At 47.7% G+C, this 24313-nt stretch carries 23 protein-coding genes; 20 read left to right on the forward strand and 3 right to left on the reverse strand.

From position 1 onward, the window contains the following. Nucleotides 1–231: 231 nt before the first annotated feature. The 20 genes from I6E40_RS02190 (at nt 232) to I6E40_RS02285 (ending at nt 18469) form a co-directional block, all read left to right on the forward strand. Complete coding sequence (locus I6E40_RS02190; protein ID WP_235385217.1) at nt 232–648, forward strand: hypothetical protein; 417 nt, start codon at nt 232–234, stop codon at nt 646–648. Between the two features lie 16 nt (nt 649–664). Next, nucleotides 665–2794, forward strand: a complete 2130-nt coding sequence (locus I6E40_RS02195; protein WP_235385218.1) for a dynamin family protein — start codon at nt 665–667, stop codon at nt 2792–2794. A gap of 13 nt (nt 2795–2807) precedes the next feature. Further along, nucleotides 2808–3326: a hypothetical protein gene (locus I6E40_RS02200; RefSeq protein WP_235385219.1), complete on the forward strand. Its 519-nt coding sequence runs from the start codon at nt 2808–2810 to the stop codon at nt 3324–3326. 123 nt (nt 3327–3449) lie between these two features. Beyond that, nucleotides 3450–3974 (forward strand): hypothetical protein, encoded by a 525-nt coding sequence (locus I6E40_RS02205; protein ID WP_235385220.1) that lies wholly within the window; start codon nt 3450–3452, stop codon nt 3972–3974. Nucleotides 3975–3978: 4 nt separating this feature from the next. Then, the gene (locus tag I6E40_RS02210) at nt 3979–5853 is read left to right on the forward strand and encodes a RelA/SpoT family protein (RefSeq protein ID WP_235385221.1); all 1875 of its coding nucleotides are present in this window, start codon (nt 3979–3981) and stop codon (nt 5851–5853) included. Nucleotides 5854–5881: 28 nt separating this feature from the next. Continuing rightward, nucleotides 5882–6481 (forward strand): hypothetical protein, encoded by a 600-nt coding sequence (locus I6E40_RS02215; protein ID WP_235385222.1) that lies wholly within the window; start codon nt 5882–5884, stop codon nt 6479–6481. A 107-nt stretch (nt 6482–6588) separates the two neighbouring features. Further along, nucleotides 6589–7728 (forward strand): hypothetical protein, encoded by a 1140-nt coding sequence (locus I6E40_RS02220; protein WP_235385223.1) that lies wholly within the window; start codon nt 6589–6591, stop codon nt 7726–7728. A 228-nt stretch (nt 7729–7956) separates the two neighbouring features. Next, on the forward strand, nt 7957–8664 hold the full coding sequence (locus tag I6E40_RS02225; protein ID WP_235385224.1) for an NUDIX hydrolase: 708 nt from the start codon (nt 7957–7959) through the stop codon (nt 8662–8664). A 16-nt stretch (nt 8665–8680) separates the two neighbouring features. Beyond that, entirely contained in the window at nt 8681–9073 is a 393-nt protein-coding gene (locus tag I6E40_RS02230; protein ID WP_235385225.1) for a hypothetical protein, read from the forward strand. A gap of 634 nt (nt 9074–9707) precedes the next feature. After that, a complete protein-coding gene (locus tag I6E40_RS02235) occupies nt 9708–10946 on the forward strand; it encodes an RtcB family protein (protein ID WP_235385226.1) in 1239 nt (412 codons plus the stop codon). A gap of 156 nt (nt 10947–11102) precedes the next feature. Further along, entirely contained in the window at nt 11103–11450 is a 348-nt protein-coding gene (locus I6E40_RS02240) for a hypothetical protein (RefSeq protein WP_235385227.1), read from the forward strand. Between the two features lie 90 nt (nt 11451–11540). Then, a complete protein-coding gene (locus tag I6E40_RS02245) occupies nt 11541–12083 on the forward strand; it encodes a hypothetical protein (protein ID WP_235385228.1) in 543 nt (180 codons plus the stop codon). 11 nt (nt 12084–12094) lie between these two features. After that, nucleotides 12095–13009 carry a hypothetical protein gene (locus I6E40_RS02250; protein WP_235385229.1) on the forward strand — a complete coding sequence of 305 codons (915 nt, stop codon included), beginning with the start codon at nt 12095–12097 and terminating at the stop codon, nt 13007–13009. Next, complete coding sequence (locus I6E40_RS02255) at nt 13006–13488, forward strand: hypothetical protein (RefSeq protein ID WP_235385230.1); 483 nt, start codon at nt 13006–13008, stop codon at nt 13486–13488. Before I6E40_RS02250 ends, I6E40_RS02255 begins: the two co-directional genes overlap by 4 nt. Nucleotides 13489–13656: 168 nt before the next feature. Then, nucleotides 13657–14634 (forward strand): ATP-binding protein, encoded by a 978-nt coding sequence (locus tag I6E40_RS02260; RefSeq protein WP_235385231.1) that lies wholly within the window; start codon nt 13657–13659, stop codon nt 14632–14634. A 25-nt stretch (nt 14635–14659) separates the two neighbouring features. After that, entirely contained in the window at nt 14660–15205 is a 546-nt protein-coding gene (locus I6E40_RS02265) for a hypothetical protein (protein ID WP_235385232.1), read from the forward strand. Nucleotides 15206–15224: 19 nt separating this feature from the next. Then, nucleotides 15225–15617: a YbjN domain-containing protein gene (locus I6E40_RS02270; protein WP_235385233.1), complete on the forward strand. Its 393-nt coding sequence runs from the start codon at nt 15225–15227 to the stop codon at nt 15615–15617. A 12-nt stretch (nt 15618–15629) separates the two neighbouring features. After that, nucleotides 15630–16511 (forward strand): hypothetical protein, encoded by an 882-nt coding sequence (locus I6E40_RS02275; RefSeq protein WP_235385234.1) that lies wholly within the window; start codon nt 15630–15632, stop codon nt 16509–16511. A 24-nt stretch (nt 16512–16535) separates the two neighbouring features. Next, a complete protein-coding gene (locus tag I6E40_RS02280) occupies nt 16536–17267 on the forward strand; it encodes a vWA domain-containing protein (protein ID WP_235385235.1) in 732 nt (243 codons plus the stop codon). A gap of 17 nt (nt 17268–17284) precedes the next feature. After that, nucleotides 17285–18469 carry a WG repeat-containing protein gene (locus I6E40_RS02285; RefSeq protein WP_235385236.1) on the forward strand — a complete coding sequence of 395 codons (1185 nt, stop codon included), beginning with the start codon at nt 17285–17287 and terminating at the stop codon, nt 18467–18469. Between the two features lie 558 nt (nt 18470–19027). On the opposite strand, the gene I6E40_RS02290 is transcribed toward I6E40_RS02285, so the two are convergent. The 3 genes from I6E40_RS02290 to yfcE form a co-directional block, all read right to left on the reverse strand. Beyond that, on the reverse strand, nt 19028–19447 hold the full coding sequence (locus I6E40_RS02290; RefSeq protein ID WP_235385237.1) for a hypothetical protein: 420 nt from the start codon (nt 19445–19447) through the stop codon (nt 19028–19030). 324 nt (nt 19448–19771) lie between these two features. After that, nucleotides 19772–21697 (reverse strand): molecular chaperone DnaK, encoded by a 1926-nt coding sequence (dnaK, locus tag I6E40_RS02295; RefSeq protein WP_317207393.1) that lies wholly within the window; start codon nt 21695–21697, stop codon nt 19772–19774. A gap of 397 nt (nt 21698–22094) precedes the next feature. Further along, nucleotides 22095–22664 carry a phosphodiesterase gene (gene yfcE / locus I6E40_RS02300; protein WP_235385239.1) on the reverse strand — a complete coding sequence of 190 codons (570 nt, stop codon included), beginning with the start codon at nt 22662–22664 and terminating at the stop codon, nt 22095–22097. Nucleotides 22665–24313 lie beyond the last annotated feature (1649 nt).

Below are 24313 nucleotides of genomic sequence, written 5' to 3' on the forward strand. Positions count from 1 at the left end.
ATGCATCATTCGCATCGTTAAACGTGGCCAAGGTCATGATGAAGGAAAGGCACATGGAGTATTCCATGTCCAAATTCAAGTTGCTGATGACCAATACGTTCCTGACGAAACGAATTTTTGACGTGTCCCGATACCGACCGAATCAAACTTTAATTAATCACATTTTCAAAGAACTCTTTGGCTGTGCGGCATAGTCGTTAGGCCATATGTTGAATTTTTAACGAACTATTGATGGGTAAAACGACAGTTAGAAATAAACTGAGAAAGACTTTTGCTGGACTTGGAGCAGAGATGAAGAAAGACTCTTGTGGTCTTTACATTGTCAAATACAACTCGATTGATTATTTCCTCGAGATGGATGAGAAGGAAGGTGCTTTTTGCATCTTGCAAACCGTCATGGGACTTCAAGGGGAATTGTCACAAAGCGAATTTGACATAATATTGGATGTCGTAAGAAGTTTCCACAAGGAATATAATGGCGATTGGAACGATGGGCTGTCGTATGTGTATTCACCATGGTATCATATCAATGAGTCAAATGAATTCAACAGTAATAGTCTGGAAAGAATCATCAAAGATTTCATCGAAGCTTGGTCGTTTGCTTGCGCAAATGCTTGCCTTATTACGGACACCTCAATCTGGAAATAAACAAAATACGACTAATATGAATAAGAAGAATACAAGATTGGTATCAACTCTCAACCATGCGGCAGCATTGGTTGGCGTGCGACAGAGTCAGAACGGCATGGAAACGGGACTTGGGTTGACCTTGCAACGTGACCGCTGTTTGGAGGAGGTACGGACTATTACCGATGGCCTGTTCCGGGTGGTTATCATGGGTACATTCACTTCGGGCAAGAGTACTCTTGTGAATGCCTTGTTAGGAAACTGCATCTTGCCTGAGTCGGCTCTGCCAAGCACCGCCATTCTCACCTTCATCCAGTACGGCTGCGATGAGGATGACGTGGAGATTCACTACAAGGACACCGTAAATGCAGACGGTAGTGTGACGGCAGGACGTGTGGAATATGTCAGCAAACAGGATTTTGTTGATACCTACCAATATACGAATGCCGACAATGAGGAGTTTGCACAGACAGGCAGCGTGGCACGTTTCAAGGATGTGGCATATTCCATTGTCCGTTGCTCGTTGCCGCTGATGGCTGATGGCGTGAACATAGTCGATAGTCCGGGATTGGAGGATAAGGCTGTGGCAACAGAGCTTGCCCTCGACATTGCTGCCAAGGCACAGGCTATCGTCTATCTGTGTGGCGAACGTGGTTTTGCGGAGGCTGACAGAGAATACTTTCAGGAACATTTCAAGGGTAATCCAGGCAACGTGTTCTTCGTGCTCAACAAGATAGACAACATAGCATCTGATGTGCAGCGTGAGCAGGCGATGGAGCGGGTTCGCAATGACGTGAAAGTCTGTTTCACCAAGGCTGATAGCAGCATTGACGAGGTGCTGATGCAGAAGCGTGTGTTCGGACTGTCGGCCTTGTTGGCTATTGATGCTCGCAGAGGCATGACTTTCGACGAGGACTTGCAGCGAGATGTTGTGATAGATAAAGATAAGGCTGCATTGAAGATGCAACGCAGTCAGTTCATTCCCTTTGAGCAGGCTCTTCGGGAGTTCCTGACTACCGATGAGCGTTGCACCGCACAATATACGAAAATGTTCCGCACAATGCTCGACACTTATAACGATGCTGTGGAAAAGGTACGTGAAGACAGGGCCATCTATGAGCGTAACGGTCAGCTCAGTGCCGAAAAGCAAGATGAATGTCTGCGTATTATCGGAGAGATTGAAACGGGGCTGAGCGCGACAGAGACCTCATTCGACAACTGCACCTTGAAACTCCAAAACACATTGGCGATGCTGATCCGCAATGCCGTGGATAGCGTTGATAGCACCTGGGAAGTGGATTTGGAAACTTTACATGAGAAAATCCGTTTTGGCATGAGGGACTATCTCTCATTGGCGTTGAGCAATATCAATGTATTCAAGTCGAAGGAAGCCCGGGAAGAAGACATCAAGCGTCTGTTGCAACCATTCTCGGAAATCATCGCCGACCACATAGCTGGCAAGATTGACCAGTTTATGGAGAACAACCGTGCGGTGCTCGACAATGCTATCAGAGAGGCGGAGCAGTCGGTGAACACCAATCTCAACAACGTGTCGGGACTTTTCTCACAGTTAGGCAATGTGCTGACAGAAATGCCACAGATGGGCAAAGGTAAGGACCAGGACTGGCTGCAAGCCATCATTTCCTATTGTGTGGGAGATGCCAGTGCAATCGTGAAGAACTGTGCCGGAGGGCGCACGGCATGGATGGAGTTCATCCGTAAGGCTGTGTTCAACGGAGTATGGCAGTGGTTGGTCATTCAGATTGTTACAGGCGGTTGGGGCATCGTGATATGTGCCCTCATCGAATGGATGCAGATAAAGAACGGCAAGAACGAGATGGTGGACCGTATGCTCACGGAAAGCAAGAATGTTGCCCTGAAGGAAATCCACAACAAGTTGGACGACCGTCTGCACGACATGAATGTGAACATTGCCATCAAGGTGAACGAGGTGAAGGATGCCAAATGCGGTGATGCACGCCAGAGACTGGCAGACGAACGGAACCACCTTGCTGAAATTGAGCGGAACATGCGTGACAATGCCTTCAATGCAGGACAAGAGAAGGAACGTACAGACCACATCATCGAGGCATTGGCACAGGAAATCAGGACCTGCCATGAGGATGTATTTGGTTTGCCTTACACAGAGGCACTACAAACAGTATAAATAAGGTACAGGTATGGAGCTGCTTATACAATTCAACGCCCAGTGGCACGGCATAAGAGATGTCGTGCTATCTGAGGCTAAAAGACAGATGGTGGCAGGAGGAAAGGTAGATGCCCGGCAGCTTACCGCCAAGCTACACGAAGAGACTGCCAAATGGCAACGGGGCGTGTTGGCACGTGGCGTATGGTTCAAGGCTTTTAAGGAGACAAAGCCGGAAGAAGCAGCAAGGTTTTCTATAAAAACGGACACCATGTCTATCCTTGAACCCATCAAGAACAAGAAGCCGACAAATTGTTGGGTGTATTGCCTTTTCATGGCATTGGCTTCCTTGCTTGGCTATATGCTGCATACAGAAACAGAACTGAGTGTCGTCGAGCAGGTGTTCTATCCTGTTCTGTCGTTCGTCATCATGCAGACGCTGTATGCCCCTGTAAGAAACAGGCGCAAGGCATCTTTTGAACGCAGGGTATTGGATGACATAGACCATCAGTTGGATGATATGCGTCAAGAATTGGAACTATATGTGAAGTAAGGAGATAGAACATCCATGATTTCCCCTTCCCTTATGTTAAAAGGTTATTTCTGATTGCAGAACTTAAAAAACGAAGATATGGGATTGAATAGATTACTGAAGAAGCTTGCCCCAGGTGAGACCTTGGAGGAAGCATTATACAAGAAATTGACAGAAAAGAAACTGTCAGAAAACCTGTATAAATCGGACGAACTGGGTGAAGGAATGGGCGTTGTCTATCAGCTCATCAATGGTTGGTGGAAGCCCCGTTACATCCTGAACCATAACATAAAGACCGCCTTTGAGTTCATGAGTCACAGTCAGTATCTGCTGACCGTGGAAGAAGAGGATATTGAATGGAGCACCTTGAAAAAGCTGTCTGAGGACATTCAGGAGAACGCAAGAGTGCAGTTTGCCATGTACCCTACCTTCGTCGAGGGTTTCCGCAATGGTATTGCACGAGTGAGATGGCAAATCAATCCTGATGGCCGTTATTGGATGGACGACGACGGATTTGGCATGACGAGTGACATTGAAGTGGAAATCTACGGCTATATCAATAAAGAAGGCAAAGTAGTGGGGAAGTTTCGTCTTCCAAGCGAGAAAGACAAGAATGTTGATTATCGCAAACTGGCTGAAGAGAAGGAATTGTCTAACAAGAAAGAGTAAAAATATGCAGAGAATTGACCGTAACACGATAGAGGCTGGTGTTGAGAGCATCTTCAAGATGTTGGCTCAACGAGTGGATGACAAGCAGATGCAGCTTGTCCGCAACGCATACGAACTGGCTGCCGAGGCACACAAGGAGCAGAAACGCAAGACGGGTGAGCCTTACATAACACATCCGATTGCTGTGGCACGTATTGTGGCCGAGGAATTGGAACTTGGAGCCAATCCCGTGATGGCGGCATTCCTGCATGACGTGGTGGAAGATACCCAATACACTATTGAGGACATCCGCGAGCGTTTCGGGGAGGACGTGGCCTTCCTCGTAGGTGTGGTGACAAAGCAGAAAAAGGAGAAGTATGACAAGTCGAAGCAAGTGGACAACTACCGTCAGATTCTGGCATCGGTACAGTATGACGTGCGTGCCATTTTGGTGAAGCTTGCCGACCGACTGCACAATATGCGTACTCTGGCAAGTATGCGTCCTGACAAGCAGATGAAGATTGCCGGGGAGACCGATTACTTTTATGCCCCGCTTGCCAACCGTCTTGGGCTGTATCATGTGAAGACCGAGTTGGAAAACCTGTCGTTCCATTACCGCTGTCCTCGTGAGTATGAACAAATAGAAGGGATGTTGGATGAAATGAAATTGGCAGAGGAGAAGAACCTCGAAGGATTCGTTGCAAAGGTGAGCGAGCTGCTGGAAGACAATGGTGTCAAAGCAAGGATAGAGCTTCGCTACCGTATGCCCTATAGCATATGGCGCAAGATGCGTTCCAAGGGATGTGGCTTCCACCATGTGGATGGCAAACACTATATCCGCATCATCTATGACGCGAAGGACCTGCAAGAGGAGAAGAAACTGAGCCTGTATATCTATGCCGTGCTTTCTGACTATTTCAAGGAGCGTCCTGGCAGTGTGGCCAACTATATCAATGCACCCAAGGAGAACGGTTATCAGAGCTTCCATGTGAAGCTGCTCAACGACCAAGGCGGTTGGGAGGAGATTCATATCTCGTCTGAGCGTATGGTGCGCAACTCACGTCTTGGCTGCACGGCTGAAAGAACAGAGGAGAACGTGAAGGCTTGGTTGGAGAAGTTCAAGGCTGTGCTGAAGGATGTGGCGTATCACAGCCACGAGATGGACTATATGGACGGAGTGACGGCATCGTTCTACAATGATGACATCATGGTGTTCACGCCTCATGGCAAAGGTGTCATCTTGCCCAAGGATGCTACGGCATTGGACTTTGCCTTTGAGATTCACAGTGAGGTGGGACTCCATGCGGAGTATGCCCGCATCAATGGCAGACTTTGTTCGGTGAAGACCGTGCTACATCGAGGTGATTGTGTGGAGATTGGGACAGACGAGAAAGCACTGCCAGAGGAAGAATGGCTGAAGTACGTACTGACCTACAAGGCAAAGCGCACTCTCCGCAGTTATTTTGCCAACAAGGAAAAGATGCCCTACGTCCGTTGCTCATGCTGTCATCCATTGCCGGGCGACGAGGTGATAGGATTCAAAGGTGCAGAAGGAATTGTCACGCTGCATAAGCGCAACTGTCCTGATGCTATCCGCATGGCTTCAGAGCAAGGCGACTCCATCGTTGCCGTCAACTTTGAAGAGCATGAAACATTCCTCTTCCCTGTCCGTATCTGCATCCGTGGCATCGACCGCCATCACCTGTTGAGTGATGTGGTGGCATGTATCACTGAGAAGCAGAATCTATCCATCTCGCTGCTCAACACTGTGACCGTTGACCGCATCGTTGAGACTTCGGTTGATTTCGCAGTCCATTCGGTAAGAGAGTTGGAGAATGCCATACAGTCCATATCGGCTATCAGAAACGTGGATGAGGTTTCGAGAATTGACATTGAATAAACATTAACGATAAAATAAACTCATAATTATGCCTACAATTTTCAACAAACTTTTTAAGAAGCAAGAAAAGACTACATTACCTTTGGATTCTCATGTAGCACGATATGTGTTCGATTTCTCCCAAATGCCAAGTGTACCCGCATACGGGGCTCCTTGTGTTTTTGTTGAGGGAGAGGACAATCATGAGTCGTTTTATGATTGTTTCTTAAAGGAAATCAAAGACATTCCCTCGCTTACTTCTTCTGTTAGGTTAAAGACGTATGGAATTAAAGAAGGATACCTGGCTGTTTTTACTTTCCCTGAGCCAGAGGCTTCTCCTGAGGTGAAATATGGCATCTGTGTCTTTAATATGGAAGAAGCCGAAAGGCAAAAGCATACCCCTTATGAGCCTTATGAGCACCTTCCATACTACATTCTTGCCAAGATTGTGGACGTATGGGCTATCGGTGAAATAAAACCTCATCCTAGACAGCCCAACGATTACGTTACCACTTATTACAAGACGATAGATACTCCAGATCTTCGTAAGTTTGTAGAGTGGGTAATGGACAAGGAGAATCTTTCGCAAAATGAACCCAACGAGACATATCCGGATGTAGTAGAAGAATATCTGAACGGTAGGCTGTAATTTGCGATGACAACTATACGGCAGTATTGATTGAAGTATAAAGAATAAAAAAAAGAAAAGATACTATGAGATTGTTTGGTATTATTGCCATGACATTGTTGGTGACAATGACTGGCTGCAAGAAAGAAATGGGAACACAGTATCGCGAATACTTTGAGAATGACGATGCCGTCAGTCTCAAAGACGTAATCGAGATTTATGACAAATACGCAAGTGCAAAGAAGGACAGCACGGACTTTGACCTCTTTGCTGCCTTCTATGGAGAGGATGCGGCAGACAATGTTCTCGAATACGAGATCGTGAGTGATACGGCATTCGCCCTGCAATTGCCGGAATATGCCGCAAGCAAACATCCGTTTCTTTCCAATGCAGAGGTATTCTACAACTCTTGTCTGTTGGCTTTCAGCGTGTGGAGCAATCACGAGCTATGGCTGAGAGGATGCGATGGTTTTGAACTTGCTGGAGAAAAAGACGTTGTTGCCGGCATCAAGGCTATTAGCGAGGATTGCATCAGGGACAAGGAACTCTGCCAGGCTGCCAAGACTTATAAGGACAGCATCGTCATTATGATGAAACGTACTCCAGAAGAATGGGGAGAAGAAGAACATTCGATGGATCTGTTGCTTGCCTTTGGCAACAAGATCGAAGCCAAGTCCTATAAGTATTTCACAGATGAGGAGAAGTTTGTCGATTCCTTGAATGCCATGACCAAGGAACTGGCAGATGCGACAAAGCCTACACTGGAACTTTACAAGAAGGTTGAAGCGGACAAAAGAGTGGAAATGATGCTGCACAGTCTGAATGACTGCTCCACTTTTGACGAGCAATGCTCGTTGTTGCTGAATTGGGCGGACAGTCCGGAAGCAGAACTTGAAGACGAATGGATTGTGGCTGTGGCAGAGAAGCTGATGAACAGTGGAAAATACAATCCTTGTCTTAACAATATCTGGATTATCTGGCGATGTCTGTATCAATATTGCTATGGCGGAATATCCCGTGATTCCTCCATACCCAACAGCATCTACAACAATATGCGCAAGAAATGCTATCAGACCTGCCTGAAGAGGATAGAGAAACATCCTCATGATATTTTTGCCATGAACTGTGCGGCAGCAATTGGCGGCAGGGTGAACATCAACCGCTTCGGACAGAATCTGCTTGGTAATGAAGCAGTGATAGAGAAGCACACCTACTTATCCGGTCGTGACGATAAGGAGGATAAAGAAAGTGAAGAAGCTGAAGATTAAAGAAAGATAATGATTATGAGATTGGGTAAAAGAATGACAATGGTTTTGGCATTGCTCCTCTCGGTGATTGGAGCGGATGTCTGTGCACAGGAGGTGCTAAAAAGACCGTGGATAGTGGTGTTTTTGATAAAAACGTCTTTGTAGTGTAATTTTTACGCAGAACGTTTTGTTGTTTAAAGAAGTCCAATTATCTTTGCTGTGTGATTTTTACACAAAAGATTTATGGATATGATAAACAAGACAGACGAAGAGTTGAAATACTGCTATAAGTACCCCCATCCGAGTGTGACGACGGACTGTGTTATCTTTGGGTTTGACGGTACAAAACTGAGAGTACTTTTGGTGCAGCGAGGCATCGAACCTTTCAAAGGGCGATGGGCTTTCCCTGGTGGATTTATGAAGATGGACGAGAGTGCTGAGGAGGGTGCGCTGCGTGAGTTGCAGGAAGAGACAGGTCTGGATGGTGCCTACATCCGGCAGTTCCATGCCTTCACAGCTCCTCTGCGTGACCCTCGTGAGCGTGTCATCACCATAGCCTACTATGCCTTGGTGAGAATGCAGGAGGTAAAAGGTGGTGATGATGCTGCTGATGCACGTTGGTTTGCCTTGGACGAAGTGCCCCAGTTGGCGTTCGACCACGACCAGATACTCCGCAAGGCTGAACAGGCATTGCGTCAGCAGATACATTTTGAACCCGTTGGCTTTGAGCTGTTGCCAGAAGTGTTCACCATCAAGGAACTGCAGAATCTCTATGAGGCAATACTTGACGTGCGTTTCGACCGCCGCAACTTCTACAACAAAATGAAGCGCATCGGAATGCTGGATCAGATGGACGAGACAGTAAACCCAACGCAGAAGAAAGAGGCCTTCCTCTTCCGTTTCAACAAAGCGAAATATGAGGAGTTGAAGCAGAAGGGATTTAGATTGGAGTTTTAAATTATAATAGGAATTTATGTACAACAGAGCATACAGCTCCGATAGGATTTCGGAATTAAAGGAGAACGAGATATTTGTCTTTGGCAGCAATCTGGCAGGCGCACATGGAGGCGGAGCTGCACGCTTGGCTTACAACAGGTTTGGTGCCGTATGGGGCGAAGGCGTGGGGCTGCATGGTCAGACATACGCCATCCCTACCATGCAAGGCGGTGTTGATACCATCAAGCCCTACGTAGATGCGTTCATCCGTTTCGCCAAAGAGCACAGCCGGCTCACGTTCCTCGTTACACGAATAGGTTGCGGAATAGCAGGATTCCGTGACGAGGAGATTGCTCCACTCTTTATGGATGCCATTGATGTGAAGAATATCATCCTTCCGAAGGAGTTTGTGGCGTGCTTGGTGCAATAATCTGCATGGCAATGATAGAAAACAGGTTACTTTTGCCTCTCTTATGTCATAAAGATGTATATAAACAAAAATCAAAAAGGAAGAAAATCAAATTTCGATTCAAACATGGGTTACTTCTTTGCATATTCAGTCATAAAAACCTGTAAGAGCAAGAAAATCAATGATTGAGATAAAAAAACATTCGAAGTTGAAGGAATCTCGTGAAAAAAGATTAATTTTGCAACCGATTTTGAAGAAATGTAAATACATGGAAAATAACAGCATTAATCAGTTGCCTGGTGTAACACTGAACGCTGAATAGTGAGCTTGTCGGGTTTCGGCTCATATTTTCAGCAAGACACATTCATGGCGCCCGAAACAAACAGAAACGAGTAAGCAGACTCACAAAAGACATGTAATTCAAAACAAACCTACATCTCCAAGAACAGACAAAAGACTCCGTGTTGTGCCTTTATGTAACGTTGGCTTCGCCTTCGTTTCTTCCGCTCGGCATAGCCCAAACAGGTTTGGCCTCTGCGCTCGCTTAGCGAAACGTTGGCACAAAGAACACGCCAGAGCATTTTATATTTCATCTATGCCTTTATTGTGTCCTCACGAGACGTGGGGTATAGGGCTTCAAAATCATAAAAAAATCATGTTAGAACTTAAAGGAAAGTATTGCAAAGACTGCAAGATTTATACAGACAATATTGAACAGGATGCACTGTCGATGATATACCATTTTCTCGACCATCCGATGTTCGAACAATCCAAAATAAGGATTATGCCCGATGTGCATGCGGGCAAGGACATCGTGGTGGGCTTCACCGTACCATTCACCGACCATGTGAACCCAGATCACGTAGGTGGCGACATAGGTTGCTCCGTAAGCACAGCCATCACCGACTTGAAGGTCAATGAGGCTGACTATCCAGCCATAGAGAAGGCTATCCGTGAGAACGTGAAGTTCGGTATGACCATTCACGAGAAGTCGGTCTATGATGTGAAACAGCTGTACAAGCATCTTCAGACGAGGCTTGGAGAAGCCAGACAGCAATGGCCCGCTATGGTGAACAACATGGATGTGACGGAAAAGGGCATCACCGCCTTCCTCAAGCGCATCGACATGAGCGAGCACATGTTCTACCACAGCATCGGAACCGTTGGCGGCGGCAACCACTTCGTGGAGGTGGGTGTCACTCCCGAAGGCAACTACGCCTTCACCGCACACTGCGGTAGCCGCAACCTTGGCCAGAAGGTCTGGAAATACTGGAAGCTGGAGGCTTGCAAGCTTGCCGACTCAGCAAAGGGTTATCTCACAGGCGAGGCCATGAAGGGTTACATCACGGATATGGTCATCTCTCAGGCATACGCAGAGTACAACCACATGGTCATCGACCGTCTGGTGATGGAGGCCATCGTCAGCTGTAGTGGCAAGAAAGCTGCCATCACGGAGCAAATCTACACCACCCACAACTACATTGACTTTGGCATGAAGATGCTCCGCAAGGGTGCTGTGGCTGCCCCGGAAGGCAAGAAGCTCGTCATTCCTTTCAACATGCGCGATGGTCTTATCATCTGCCGTGGCAAGGGTAACGAAGACTGGAACCAGAGTGCCCCACATGGTGCAGGACGCCTGATGTCTCGCGCAATGGCCAAAGAACTCATTGACCTTGACGAGTACAAGGAGGCCATGAAGGGTATCTATTCCACATCGGTCGGCACCGGTACCATCGATGAGAGCCCAATGGCGTACAAAGACCCGAAGGAAATTCTTCAGCTGATTGCAGACACCGTTGAGGTAGAGTATTTCATCAAGCCTGTCATTAACCTGAAGGCTACAAACAGTTACGATTCGAGCGTTGAAACAGACCCGAACGAGGAACAAGACTAAAGCATCCTCATCGCCCCTTGTCGGAGGGAGCATATGGAATTTCGACCAACTGAAACCAACATCATTCAGGGCTCGTTTCGCAGTCAGACTTCCAATCAGTCTGCAACGGAAACGAGCCCTTATTGTTTAATAACGAGTAAAAAAGGAGTAATAAAAATGAATAAAGAAGAAATAAAGAATCTGCTCTACGCATTGCATCATTCTACATACCGTAACGAGCAGCAGATAAAGAACAGTAAGGATTGCGGTTGCTTTCACTGCAAGACAATCTTCAAGCCGGAAGATGTGACCGACTGGTGTGATAATGACGGCAGGGGCGACCGCACAGGAAGATGTCCGAATTGCCGCATGGATTCCGTAATTGGTGACGATAGCGGTGTTGTTATAACGCCTGACCTGTTGGAACTGATGAACCTTCAGTTCTTTGGTCCCGGCATTGACCATGTGAATGTCACTGTTTCAAATAGCAATCAAACAGAAGAAAGCAACGAACACAACAGTTAGTGCCACTATTGCGACGACTTGGTGAGAGAGTACGTGCTTGTGCCGCTCATCAGATCCTTTGCAAAGTAAAATAGTAGAACAAATATATTAGTGATACATCCCAAAGACAAAACCACGGCCATGCTTTCTGCCCTGTATGAAGGGCTGGAAGCACAGGTGGTTGATGATAACCGTTTGACTAAAGAGATGGGGCATCTGTTGCGTCATGTCTCTACGCAGGAGCGTATCATGTTGCTGGGACATGGCTCAGACAAGGGACTGTTCTACCGTGTAGATGACAGCAAAGAGGGATTTGACAAAATCATCGTGGGGCATCCTCACACTTATCATCTTCGGAAGCATGGAGGCAACATAGTAGCTGTATGGTGCAATGCCGACCAATTCGCACGTGCAGAAGGTTTGCATGGTTTGTTTACAGGGATGATAGTTTCCGAACTAAGTGAGGCTCTATTATATCAGGTAGAGACTACACAGGAGGAACTTGACCGCGAGAATGTGAAATTGGCCATGAGGCTGAGATCATTGCTTGACGCAAGAATTCCTCTGAGCGAGATACCTAAACGGATGTTGGCAATGGATGATGTCCACTCACCCTTGACCACATTCAATTACAATAATTTCTACTATTTATGAGGATTAATGGGATGAAGATCAAGAATCTGTTTTTAGCCATATATGACCAGTTGACTCGCAAAGGTGCTTGGAGAAACATCTTCGTGACGCACAACGCCTTCGGCATTTTCAGCCGATACAGCCATACGGCACGAGGAAGCGGTAAGCTTAAGATGTCGTACCCTACGAAAACCGTTGCCTTGAAGGCTGCCAAGGCAATGAGCGAAAAGCATGGCGTGCATTTCTCTGTCTATAAGTGCGCATGGTGCGACGGATGGCATGTGGGAAAGAATGCCCAAAACAAGGTTGTCCAAGAGAACCAATCTGATGCGAACAACCTTTCATTGGTCAATAAACCCAATGCCTTGTATGAGTCATTGAAGCGATACCCCATTGTTGACCTTGCCCCCGTGTATGAAAAAGGAGTGAGAGGCAGAACAATGTCGGGACGTGGCAGCAACTGGCTGTTGGCAAAGGTGCGTGATGCCGGTGTAAAGGTCATTATCGACCTCCGCACGGCAGACCACACCGACCGCTACGATCGCAATGTGGCAGAGGCTGGCTTGGAATACCACAATCTGCCCATCGACAGCAGGAACACGGACGTACACCAGATTATCGGCTCACTTCCGCTACTGTTCGAACTGATGGACAAGGGTGGCTTCTTTATTGCCTGCGCTATGGGCAGACACCGCACAGACATTGCCATCGCACTTTACTATGTGATGCACCCTTCCGTGCCGTTCGAAGAGGTGCCGGAGATGAGAGGGCATCGCTATGTGGAGAAAAAGGAGTTCCGTTGTGATGATATTGCCGCAAGGCTCAACAGCATTATCAAGGCAGTCACTCCCGACGAGCTTGCCATGCTGGGGCTGCCAGCTGACTATGAGGCAGAGTTTCTCAGACGTAAAAAGCATTTGTTTGATGTAAACCGTAATTTTGAATGAACAAGAGTTATAAAATATGCTTTGTATGCACAGGCAATGCCTGTCGGTCACCATTTGCAGAATGTGTGACTAAGAAACTAGTGGCTGATGCAGGAATAGAGGACATTGAAGTGTTCTCACTGGGCACATTGGACTGGGGAGAGAATCCTCGTGATGTTGCAATGGTGGATGTGGCGAAGGAACTGGGCTATGAATTAAGTGGTACGACTATGGTTATGACACGTGAGAAACTGATGGCAGCTGATGCGATCATTGTGTTTGACGAGCGTCACCGTGATGCCATAACACGAAAACTGGACTATAGCCATTGGAACAGAATCGTCCTGTTCAATAAGATAGCATTGGATGAAGATGGTAATGTGGAAGACCCTCATTACCAGACTGTAGCTGTATATCGTCGTGTGGCTAAACACATTGAAAACGGTTGTAAACGATTGCTAGAGCAGTGGAAGCTACAGCCACCAAAGCCTGAAGATTGAAGATTGCATGAATGCAATGATAATATCCCTTTGGCTAATGTGGCAAACAGGCACAATAGACCAAAGGGATATTTTTTTCACCAGAAAGTAGTGTTAGATGATAGACAATGGTTACAAATGCCACTCTCTTATCATAGAAGTAAAACAAAACAGTGGAGGATTGAAAATATGCAGACATCAGAAGCCGAGAAAGACTGGTTGCGCCGCATATGCGGAGGACAGCCGGTAACAGAACAGAAGACAGCTCCCGCAAAAGAGGCTGAGCACAAGCCAGTAGCAGAGAAGAAAGCCAATGGTCATGGATTTGGAGACATTGCAGGCATGAATGAGCTGAAGGAGTTTGTGACCGAGGGATTTATCAATGTGCTGAAGAATCGCAAGTGTGCCGAGGTATATGGTATCAAGCCACCCTCCATGCTTTTTTATGGTCCTGCTGGTTGCGGCAAGACGTTCTTCGCTGAGAAGATGGCCGAGGAGATTGGCATCAACTTCATGAAGATTGTGCCTGATGACCTCGCCTGTACTTGGGTACACGGAACACAACAGAAGATAGGCGAAGTATTCAAAGACGCAGAGAAGAAAGCACCCACACTGCTGTTCTTCGACGAGTTTGATGCCATGGTGCCGAAACGCTCCGGTGACGAGGCAAACCAACACTATGACAGTGAGGTCAACGAGTTCCTCTGTATGCTCAACAATGCCTCCGAACGTGGTGTATATGTCCTTGCTGCCACCAACCATCCTGAACGCATCGACAAGGCTGTGCTACGGACAGGACGTATTGACGAGATGGTATATATAGACATGCCCGACCAGGAAGCCCGCAAGAGTCTGTTCTCGTTGGCACTCTCTAAACTTCCCTCGGATGAGGGGATTGACATCAACCGACTGGCAGAGCTGACAGAGGGCTATAACTGCAGCGACATTAGTTACATAGTGAGGTCGGCGGCAAGAAAGATGTTCAATGCCACTATCAAGGGCTGCACAGACGAGTACCAGCCTATCAGCCAGACTCTGCTCGAAGAAGTCATTTCCAAGAAGCGCCCGTCTGTCACTGGCAGAGACCTGCGGGAATATGAGCGAGTGAGGAATGAGTTCTCTCCTAAGGATGAGGGCTGTCGACATGCTACAATAGGTTTTAGATGAATAATAATAACTAAATTGAATAATTATGAAAGAGAAAATTTTGGAAGCATTCAGAGAGTTGGGGTTCAAGTTGGAAGAAGAGGAAGGCATGGGGTATTGCTTCAACTACGAGGGACTGAACCTGCTGTATATGTACAATGAGAACGACGAGGAGTTTCTCAACATTGCACTTCCCGGCATCGTTGAGGTGGAGGACGACAAGATGTTGCAGATATGCGCCTTGTTGGAAAAAATCAACTCCACGCTGAAGTATATCAAGGCCTATATGCTTGGAAACAGCGTCTGGTTGTTCTATGAGCGTGAACTGATCGAGCAGCGAGAGCAGAGTCGAACTTGTTCGGACTATGCCGAGTCGCGAGAGAAGAAGACTGAAAGTCAACTCTGTGGCGAGGAAGACCTGATGACGGTAATCTCACGCATGATACTTCACTTGGAGGCGAGCCTTGTCTTTGCTCGCAAGGCGATGGCTGAGATTGAGGAAACGATGACAAGCGATTCCTCTGATGATGACACTACAGACGAAGCAGAGGAAATCGTGGTAGAGGAAATTTCTGATGATGGTGACAACTAATAAACAGGAGGTCAAGACTATGACAAAGAAAGAAATGATATTTGAGGCTATTGAGAGCCTCGGTTACAAGCCCCATGTGGATGACGACGGCGACATTTGCGTCCGGTTCCAGATGAAAAGCATCTTCTTTTTGACGGGTCTGGAGGAAGAGCAGTATATTTCGGCGATTCTGCCCCAGTTTTCCGAAGTGAACGAAGGAGAAGAAACCCTCACACTGGCTGTCTGCAACAAGGTGAGCCGTGAAGTAAAGCTTGCCAAGGTGTATATTGACCAGACATTGAAAAGCGTAACAGCCAGCTGCGAGTTCTTCTATACCGACATGGAGAGCCTGACGAACAACGTGGAGCATGTACTGAACATCCTTGGCATGGTGCGTTCCGCATATCACAAGGCAAAAGCTGAATTCATGTAAATCATATAAGGTATGACTATGAAGGAATGTATTATCCTATTTATGGTGGCCATATTAGCCTCATGTTCTGACACGCAACTGGCAGAGAGCATCGCAGATGTGAAAGAGTCTGATTTGGTCAAGGAGAATGCCAATGGCAGCGCAGAGATCAATGCTCTTGTTGAAAGGGCACGCTGGGGTGACGGCCAGGCCTATTTGCAACTTGCAGACTGCTACAGGGATGGCATCGGCGTGAAAAAAGATTTCCTCGGAATGATGGCCATGGTAGAACAAGCACGAATCCATGGTGCCATTCATAACAAAATGGAATATATGACACAAATCCCCGATGATAACGACATCAAACATTTCTGTAACCTAATGGACAAAAGCAGTGACCAACTGAGAGAAGAGAAAGACAGCATTATGGTGCAACTGGCTACAATCGACAGTCCCGACGCATACGCTTTCTTCGGTGTTCTGTGTGTGGAAAGCGGTGATACCATTCGTGGACTTGAAATCATAAGGGATGCCTCTGAACGTGGAAGTGATTTTGCGGCATTGCTGAACGCTTTGCTGGACCGGAAAGGAAAGATTCAGCTCGATAAGATGAAGTTGGAACAGCTTGCGGAAAGAATCCCATTGGCATATAAGCTGCTCGGCAAACTCAGTCGAAAGCCAGACGAAAACGGCATTATTGATGAGAGGAAAGTCGCCTACTATTATATGAAGGCTGACGAACATGCATTGCTCTCCCGGAGAGAAGCCAGATGGTTGCTCGCTTATCATAAAAAAGATGTGGGCACTCCTCTATTAACCGAAAGTGATGTAAAGAGATTGGAGGCATTCATCAGTTTTCCCAATGAGAGAGTTGAAATTGTTGCAGATACAGTGAGTGTGGATAATATAGAATAAGATAAACAATAAATATTTGAAACGATGGAAAAAGTAAAGAACAAGCAAGAGATTAAGAAGACACAGGTCTTCAATGTGATTATCCTCGACCGCAGCGGTTCGATGGAGTGTATTCGTCAGGCTGCCGTTGAGGGCTTCAACGAGACCTTGGCAGGTATCAAGAAAGCGCAGGAGAAGTTTGCCGAGACACAAGACCATTTCGTGTCATTGGTGACGTTTTGCAGTTGTGAGACGAAGCACGTGTTTGACAAGACACCCGTGACCGATGCCCATCCGCTGAAGATGGAGGATTTTCAGCCCTGTTGCACAACACCGTTATATGATGCCATGGGCATCACACTCACAGCCATGCGCAAGCATGTCAAGGGGATTGAGGACAGTGTGGTAGTCGTCACCATCATCACCGACGGCATGGAGAATGCCTCGCACGAGTACAATGGCAAGACCATCAAGGAACTTGTGGAGCGTCTGCGTGGTGAGGGATGGACATTCACCTATATGGGCGCCAACCAGGATTCCGTGGAGGTGGCGATGAAGCTCTCAATCCGCAACTCGCGCAACTTTGCCTATAACGACCAGGGCACACGCGCCTCGATGGGCAAGGACACCAGCACCCGCATGAACTTCTTCTCACGTCTCTCGTGCATGAAGATGAAGGAGGCAGACGAATGCTCAGCACCCATGTCGGCAGAGGAGCGGCACAACCTATATACCAGTATGGCAGACGAAGCTTTTGATGAGGAGGAAGGAAAATGAGAACGAAGATAACATCAATGAAAAGGGCTTTCATTCTGTTCTGGTATGGGTTGACCGCCCTCCTCGCTGGCATTGCCAATTGGTTTACGGTGATATTGGGCATGAGGGATGACTCCAAGTATGGCAAGATTCTCCGTCGAACGGTGGGCAGCTGCTTTGCGTTCCTGATGCTGTTGCTGGCCATAGCCGCAGGTTGGGATTTCTGTCGTACTGCCTGCTATCGGTTGGAGGTAAACAGGCATTTTGATGACTCGTATTACGATACGCAGTACATCTCCCGCAATGTCACCTATTACACCTACTACGATGAAGACGGTTTCCTGAAGACTGCTGACGGCAAGAAGACCATTACAGGCATCAAGTGGATAGCCAGGCCGTTGGGCATGGACTCACTGATATGCTACAGCGACGGCAAGAAGCGCGGCTATTTCAATATGTTCACCGGCAAACCTGTCATTGAGCCGAAGTACAGCCATGCGTGGATTTTCTCCGATGGACTGGCATCGGTGGATGATGGAGGCTGGATCAAGTTCATCGACGCATCGGGAAAGGTGGTGATAGACCCACAGATTCCTTATATCCCAGGAGCAGAGGGTTACGTGTTCCACAACAACCGATGTATTGTCCACAATGAACGCCGTGACCGATTCGGACTGCTGGACAAGCAGGGCAAGTGGGTGTTGAAGCCAGAATATTTCTCCATCGAATCTTCCGGGAACTTCTGGATTGTCGATAACGGAGAGGGCAAAAGTGTATTGGACAGCACGCTGAACACGGTCATTCCGTTCACGAAAGGTCAAATTTGGGTAAGCAGCGAATATATCAGTGTTACTCTCAGCAACCACATCATTCAACGTTACGACCATAGCGGTGAGATTATCAATGATTTCTACATCAATGACGTTAGTTATATGACCTACGAGTCTGATGAGTTACGCTACTCCACCTCTAAGAATTACAATGAGGAAGGCACACTCACCAGTGAGACGGAAAACATTGAGCCGTTGCCAGTGGAGAAGATGGCAAAATGCCGGCGTTATGAGGCAGAAAGCGGATGGTATGGACTGATGACAGCAGATGGCAAGGTCATCACACCTCCTTCATACTGTAGCATCCAGGCAATAGGTTATGACATGTACCTTTGCAAGGACAATGACGAAGATGGTGTGATACTGAATGGTAAAGGTCAAAGGATTGGTTAGGTTTCAGGATTGGTAGTGTTCTCGGCAAACATATTGCTCATAGATGTTTGCTTGATAAGATTGAGCAGGATGGCAGGATTGATGTACTTGCCATCCTTTTTTAATTATTACTGTCCGCTAAACTTTTCAAGAGGCGATGAAAAATTAGGGCTGGCACCTATTGCAGGAGTCAGCCCTAAATGGTTACTTTGCTTTTGGACATAAACGTAGATAACCATGAGCAAAAGTCGTAATTTCTTCGGACAGCCGATACATGGTCAGCTAGTAAAATCACTTAATCGACACGGCTCTTTCATTTAAGATTGCGTTGCATTCTCAATGAGAGGGGTATTTTTATAGTGAAAACTATGGGTGCGTGGTTAGTTTATTTTTATTACTGTCCGCTAAACATGTTTTTGTGTCGAATAATACGGTTTTTGGCGAAAGACAAGCCCCCTCTTAAGAGGTAACAACGGCTGTCCGCTAAAAATTCCGTCTCTCACACGACATAAACCTAACCGTGAATGGCTATATTTGCTATTTTGAGGCATATTCTGTCCCTTTACAGCAACCAAAAGACTACTTGTGCGTCCAGTATATCGGCTGTCCGAGAAAATAGAAGTTCCTGAAATCACCAAAGATTTTTAGCGGACACCAATAATTTATAATATGGTTCTTCGTACCATCCCAAATTGTGAGTTGGTCGACACAGCCGTTGACGGCCGAGGTAATACCTTCCTTTGTGCCGAGGCTCAATTCCATCTTATGGGCAACAGCCATGATGCCGTAGTAGATGGATGCAGCCTTTTTGACGTTGAAGTTCGTTCTATTTGAAAAGGCGAACGCTCTGAGGGTGGCACGTCCTTCTGCGATAAAGCGATTGAGGATGTTCTGGTATCGGTCTTGTTTCTCTTCGGTAAGTCGAGCCTCACGCTCTTTGCGCTCCTTGACCTTCCTTGCTGCCTCGTTGTGCTCTGGTTCTTCCAAAGGGCATACCACTTTCCCAGGAGGTTTTGATAAACTGACCGAAGCGAGTGTAGTTCGCTTTCTGCCTTGTCTGCACGAGCAGTTTCGGCATTCTTGGTGTTGCGCAATCGCTCTACGGCATTCACATCGACAAGTGTCAAGTTGGTTCACTCTTCCATTTCAACCTCGCTGCTTTGATAAAGGCACCGATGGTTTGTCTAACACCGGCATCATACCCCAAGTGTGATGCCATAAAAATTCGACTCTTTTTTGGGGAGGGGCTTGTGAACAACAAATCCGTGTAGCTCGTTGAACTACACGGATCTGACTCCTAATTTATTTTTATTTATCTGTGGCTTACTTCACCTCCTCGAAGTCGGCGTCTTGCACGTTTTCGTTGTTGGCGGAAGAGCTGCCGGCACCGGGTTGCTGAGGACCGCCTTGGAAGCCGGCACCTGCACCGGGCTGAGCACCGGTCTGCTGATACATCTGCGCACTGGCAGTCTGCCAAGCGTTGTTCAGTTCAGCCTTGGCGGCGTCAATGGCGGCGAGGTCCTGAGACTTGTGTGCCTCTTTCAGTTTGCCGAGAGCAGTTTCAATGGCACCCTTGTGGTCTGCGGGGAGTTTGTCGCCGAGTTCCTTGAGTTGGTTCTCCGTCTGGAAAATCATGGAGTCAGCTTCGTTGATCTTATCCACGCGTTCACGTTCTTTCTTGTCCGCCTCAGCGTTTGCCTGTGCTTCAGCCTTCATGCGGTTGATTTCATCTTCTGAAAGACCGCTGGAAGCTTCGATACGGATGGTCTGTTCCTTGCCCGTGGCTTTGTCTTTGGCAGACACTTTCAAGATGCCGTTGGCATCGATGTCGAAGGTGACTTCAATCTGGGGAACGCCACGGCGTGCGGGAGCGATGCCGGCGAGGTTGAAGCGACCGATGCTCTTGTTGTCGCGAGCAAACTGGCGTTCGCCTTGGAGCACGTGAATCGTCACTTCAGGTTGGTTGTCCTCTGCGGTGGAGAAGACTTGGCTCTTCTTGCAGGGGATGGTGGAGTTGGCATCAATCAACTTGGTCATCACGCCACCGAGGGTTTCAATGCCCAAGGAGAGGGGAGTCACGTCAAGGAGCACGATGTCGCCCACACCTTCTTCTTTGTTCAAGATGGCACCTTGGATGGCAGCACCGACAGCGACCACTTCGTCGGGGTTCACGCCCTTGGAAGGAGCTTTGCCGAAGAATTTCTCCACGAGTTCCTGCACGGCGGGAATACGGGTGGAGCCGCCGACGAGGATGACTTCGTCAATGTCAGAGGTGGAGAGACCTGCGCCTTGGAGGGCTGCTTCGCACGGAGCTTTGCAGGCTTCGATGAGAGAGTGAGCCAAGGCTTCGAACTTGGCGCGAGTCAGCGTCTTCACCAAGTGTTTGGGCACACCGCCAACGGGCATGATGTAGGGCAGATTGATTTCGGTGGAAGAGGAGCTGGAAAGTTCAATCTTTGCTTTCTCGGCAGCTTCCTTGAGTCGTTGCATCGCCATCGGGTCGGTGGTCAGGTCTGCGCCTTCGTCGTTTTTGAACTCTTGAACGAGCCAGTCGATGATGACGTGGTCGAAGTCGTCGCCGCCGAGGTGAGTGTCGCCGTTGGTGGAGAGCACTTCGAAGACGCCGCCGCCAAATTCAAGGATAGAAATATCGAACGTACCGCCACCGAGGTCGAAGACTGCAATCTTCATGTCTTTGTTGGCTTTGTCGATGCCGTAGGCAAGTGCAGCGGCAGTCGGTTCGTTGACGATTCTCTTGACTTCGAGACCTGCGATTTGTCCGGCTTCTTTGGTTGCCTGACGCTGAGAGTCGCTGAAGTAGGCGGGCACGGTGATGACAGCTTCGGTCACTTCCTGTCCGAGGTAGTCTTCGGCTGTTTTCTTCATTTTCTGAAGAACCATGGCGGAGATTTCCTGGGGCGTATATTGACGTCCGTCCACTTCGACACGGGCTGTGTTGTTTTCGCCGCGCACGACAGAATAGGGCATGCGTGAGATTTCTTTGCTCACCTGGTCGTAGGTTTCACCCATGAAACGTTTGATGGAGTAGATGGTGCGTTGCGGGTTGGTGATTGCCTGACGCTTGGCGGGGTCTCCGACTTTTCTTTCGCCGCCTTCGACGAAAGCGACCACGGAAGGAGTGGTGCGTTTGCCTTCGCTGTTGGCAATGACGGTGGGTTCGTTACCTTCAAAAACGGATACGCAAGAGTTTGTCGTTCCGAGGTCAATTCCAATGATTTTTCCCATGATGTGTATTTGTTTTTGTTTGTTATTTATTCGATTCTTTCTGCCCGCCGTTCTTTTTTTCGGGCGGACACCCTACTTAAAGCAAAGTGCGTGCCAAAACATTCGAAACGATGATTTTTTTCAAAATGACACTTTGTCAGTATGTCACGAAGAGGCAACGATGCGGCAGGATTTGACGCTTTTCACGTCTCATATACTCCTTATTATATATATACGCGCGCGAGGGAGGGGCATAAAAGAGGTGCTGAGAGCATGACCGATTCCTCGAAAAAAATCTTTTTCGTGAATCTGTCGTGCTTTCAGCACCTGTCTTTTTTCTTCTGCGGAACATTGCGAGTGAGACCTTCTCGCATAGAACGCCGTTCCTTGAGCGCGATTAGAACTTCTCTCTGCGCATCGTTCAGAATTCGCAGGGGAGGATGTCGAGGGTACGGATGACCTGCCCGTCAAAGGTGCGCAACGCGAGTTTTCCGCTGCTCCAAGTGGCGAAGGTCGGCGGGTTTCCGCCTTTGGGGAACGTTGGTGAGCCGGGATTGAGGATGGCGGGGCGATGTGTTTCCTCATCAGCAGCCTCGAGTCGCATGACGTGGGTGTGCCCATAGACGAAGACGTCACACGCCGGAGCCTGCGGGAGGCACTGCTCGTTGTAGATGTGACCGTGGGTCAGGAAAAACTTCACGCCCTCGTCAACCAACAGGGCATAGGTTCCCTGAATGGGGAAGTGGAGCAGCATTTGGTCCACTTCGGAGTCGCAGTTGCCTCTCACGGCGAGAATCTTGTCGGCTCGCTCGTTGAGGAGATCGACGACGCCCGGCGCATCGAGTCCGTCGGGCAAACCGTTTCGGGGACCATAGTTCAGCAAGTCGCCGAGGATGACGAGCAAATCAAAATGGTGCTGGTCAAAGAATTGCAGCACCGTTTGCAACGCGGGCACGGAGCCGTGGATGTCGGAAAGGAAAAGTATTTTCATGGTGTGAGAACCGTATGTGTGTGTTTTGCAGAGCAAATTTACGCCAAATTGCGATAGGAATGAAATTTTCCGCTCGCTGCTTCCGACTTTGCGCGCAAAAAACAAAACATGACTCTGAGGTGAGTGATTATTCGCGCACGAGAGTTGATAGAGAAGTGCCTGCTGGAATGACTTCATTTCGTTTTTTGTTCTCCGATAAAACTATTTTGCACGCTCAAAATATGATTACGCACACAGCCGTAAATGTAGGGTTGTTTTACCCCTACACTATACGTAAATAAAAGGGGAAACAAAAAAACTATACAAACTATACACAAACCCTACATTCAACCCTTCATTCCGCTGATTTTCCGCGCGTTGCAAAATGTATAGTTTGTGCTTCAAACTATACACAAACTATACACAAAACTATACACAGAACTCTTCACAGAACTCTTCACAACGGTAGCAAAACCCTACACCGCGAGCGTTCAAAACCCTACACCGCGAGCGTTCGCAAAACTATACACGAGGCGGAACACAAACCCTACATTTTGTTTTTGAACACGAATCTCGCGAATGGAATTTAGAACGCGAATGGAGCGAATGGAATTTAGAACACGAATGGAGCGAATGGTGCAAATCGTGCGTAACGTTTGTGACGAACGTAACGAAAGTAACGAACGTTACAAACGTAACGAACTTAAAACAGGAAATGGCAATAGGAGAGGTGACGCGCCCCGTCACTCCTGCACGCCGAAAAATCCAACAATTTTGAGCGTTTTTTCGGCGATTTGACATTAACATTTTTAACCTTTCGGAACACTTTCCGCCTCCCAATTTTGCCTTCTCGGCGCGCAGTTTTTCTTTGCCTTCCCCTAATTAAAATTAGAGGAAGGCAAATTAAAATTAGAGGAAGGCAAATTTTTCCCGGATGCGCTTCTAAATCCCCCGTTTTTAAAGGGAAAGTGACAAAAAAGGGGGGAGCCGAGGCTCCTCCCATATCTCTGTACAAATATAATACTTTTCATCGCCGAAAGCAAGAAGTGTTAAAACCGAAAAAGGGCGTTGGGTGTGGAAAATTTTGGAGGCGGTGTGTCATAATAGCCTGGGAGCGCACCCAGTTAAAACTGGGAGCGCACCCAGTTAAAACTGGGAGCGCACCTAAGAAAAACTGGGAGCGCACCTAAGAAAAACTGGGAGCGCACCTAGGAAAAACTGGGAGCGCACCTAAGAAAAACTAGGAGCGCACCCGGTTAAAATTAGCCTACTCCTAATTTCACTTAGGTGCGCTCCTAAGTAAACAGCGCGCCGTTGCAGTGCAGGGTTTGCGCTCCGTTTCGTGCAGGGTTTACCCCCACCTTTCGTGTAGGGTTTTGCACGCTTCAATGTAGGGTTTTGTGTATAGTTTGTGTAGGGTTTGGAGCACAAACTATACACTCCGTAACAAACGGAAAATCAGAGAAATGTAGGGTTTGTGTAGGGTTTTGTGTATAGTTTGCAGAGTTTTTTCATTCCCCTTTTATTTACGTATAGTGTAGGGTTGAAGCGCACTTTCTCAAGACTCTACACGGCGGCGACTGCGGCTCTGCGGCAGTGTAGGGTTTGTGCGGGACTTCAAACTATTGGTGTCCTTTCGTCGGCTACGTCCTCAGGACATTTTGCTTTTC

The sequence above is a fragment of the Prevotellamassilia timonensis genome, from assembly GCF_021531665.1.
In the GTDB taxonomy this organism is placed as follows: Bacteria; Bacteroidota; Bacteroidia; order Bacteroidales; family Bacteroidaceae; genus Alloprevotella.

Coding starts and splice junctions, on each gene's coding strand:
- I6E40_RS02190 (WP_235385217.1), top strand. CDS start 232: ATGGGTAAAACGACAGTTAGAAATAAACTGAGAAAGACTTTTGCTGGA.
- I6E40_RS02195 (WP_235385218.1), top strand. CDS start 665: ATGAATAAGAAGAATACAAGATTGGTATCAACTCTCAACCATGCGGCA.
- I6E40_RS02200 (WP_235385219.1), top strand. CDS start 2,808: ATGGAGCTGCTTATACAATTCAACGCCCAGTGGCACGGCATAAGAGAT.
- I6E40_RS02210 (WP_235385221.1), top strand. CDS start 3,979: ATGCAGAGAATTGACCGTAACACGATAGAGGCTGGTGTTGAGAGCATC.
- I6E40_RS02215 (WP_235385222.1), top strand. CDS start 5,882: ATGCCTACAATTTTCAACAAACTTTTTAAGAAGCAAGAAAAGACTACA.
- I6E40_RS02220 (WP_235385223.1), top strand. CDS start 6,589: ATGACTGGCTGCAAGAAAGAAATGGGAACACAGTATCGCGAATACTTT.
- I6E40_RS02225 (WP_235385224.1), top strand. CDS start 7,957: ATGATAAACAAGACAGACGAAGAGTTGAAATACTGCTATAAGTACCCC.
- I6E40_RS02230 (WP_235385225.1), top strand. CDS start 8,681: ATGTACAACAGAGCATACAGCTCCGATAGGATTTCGGAATTAAAGGAG.
- I6E40_RS02235 (WP_235385226.1), top strand. CDS start 9,708: ATGTTAGAACTTAAAGGAAAGTATTGCAAAGACTGCAAGATTTATACA.
- I6E40_RS02240 (WP_235385227.1), top strand. CDS start 11,103: ATGAATAAAGAAGAAATAAAGAATCTGCTCTACGCATTGCATCATTCT.
- I6E40_RS02250 (WP_235385229.1), top strand. CDS start 12,095: ATGAAGATCAAGAATCTGTTTTTAGCCATATATGACCAGTTGACTCGC.
- I6E40_RS02255 (WP_235385230.1), top strand. CDS start 13,006: ATGAACAAGAGTTATAAAATATGCTTTGTATGCACAGGCAATGCCTGT.
- I6E40_RS02260 (WP_235385231.1), top strand. CDS start 13,657: ATGCAGACATCAGAAGCCGAGAAAGACTGGTTGCGCCGCATATGCGGA.
- I6E40_RS02265 (WP_235385232.1), top strand. CDS start 14,660: ATGAAAGAGAAAATTTTGGAAGCATTCAGAGAGTTGGGGTTCAAGTTG.
- I6E40_RS02270 (WP_235385233.1), top strand. CDS start 15,225: ATGACAAAGAAAGAAATGATATTTGAGGCTATTGAGAGCCTCGGTTAC.
- I6E40_RS02275 (WP_235385234.1), top strand. CDS start 15,630: ATGACTATGAAGGAATGTATTATCCTATTTATGGTGGCCATATTAGCC.
- I6E40_RS02280 (WP_235385235.1), top strand. CDS start 16,536: ATGGAAAAAGTAAAGAACAAGCAAGAGATTAAGAAGACACAGGTCTTC.
- I6E40_RS02285 (WP_235385236.1), top strand. CDS start 17,285: ATGAAAAGGGCTTTCATTCTGTTCTGGTATGGGTTGACCGCCCTCCTC.
- yfcE (WP_235385239.1), bottom strand. CDS start 22,664: ATGAAAATACTTTTCCTTTCCGACATCCACGGCTCCGTGCCCGCGTTG.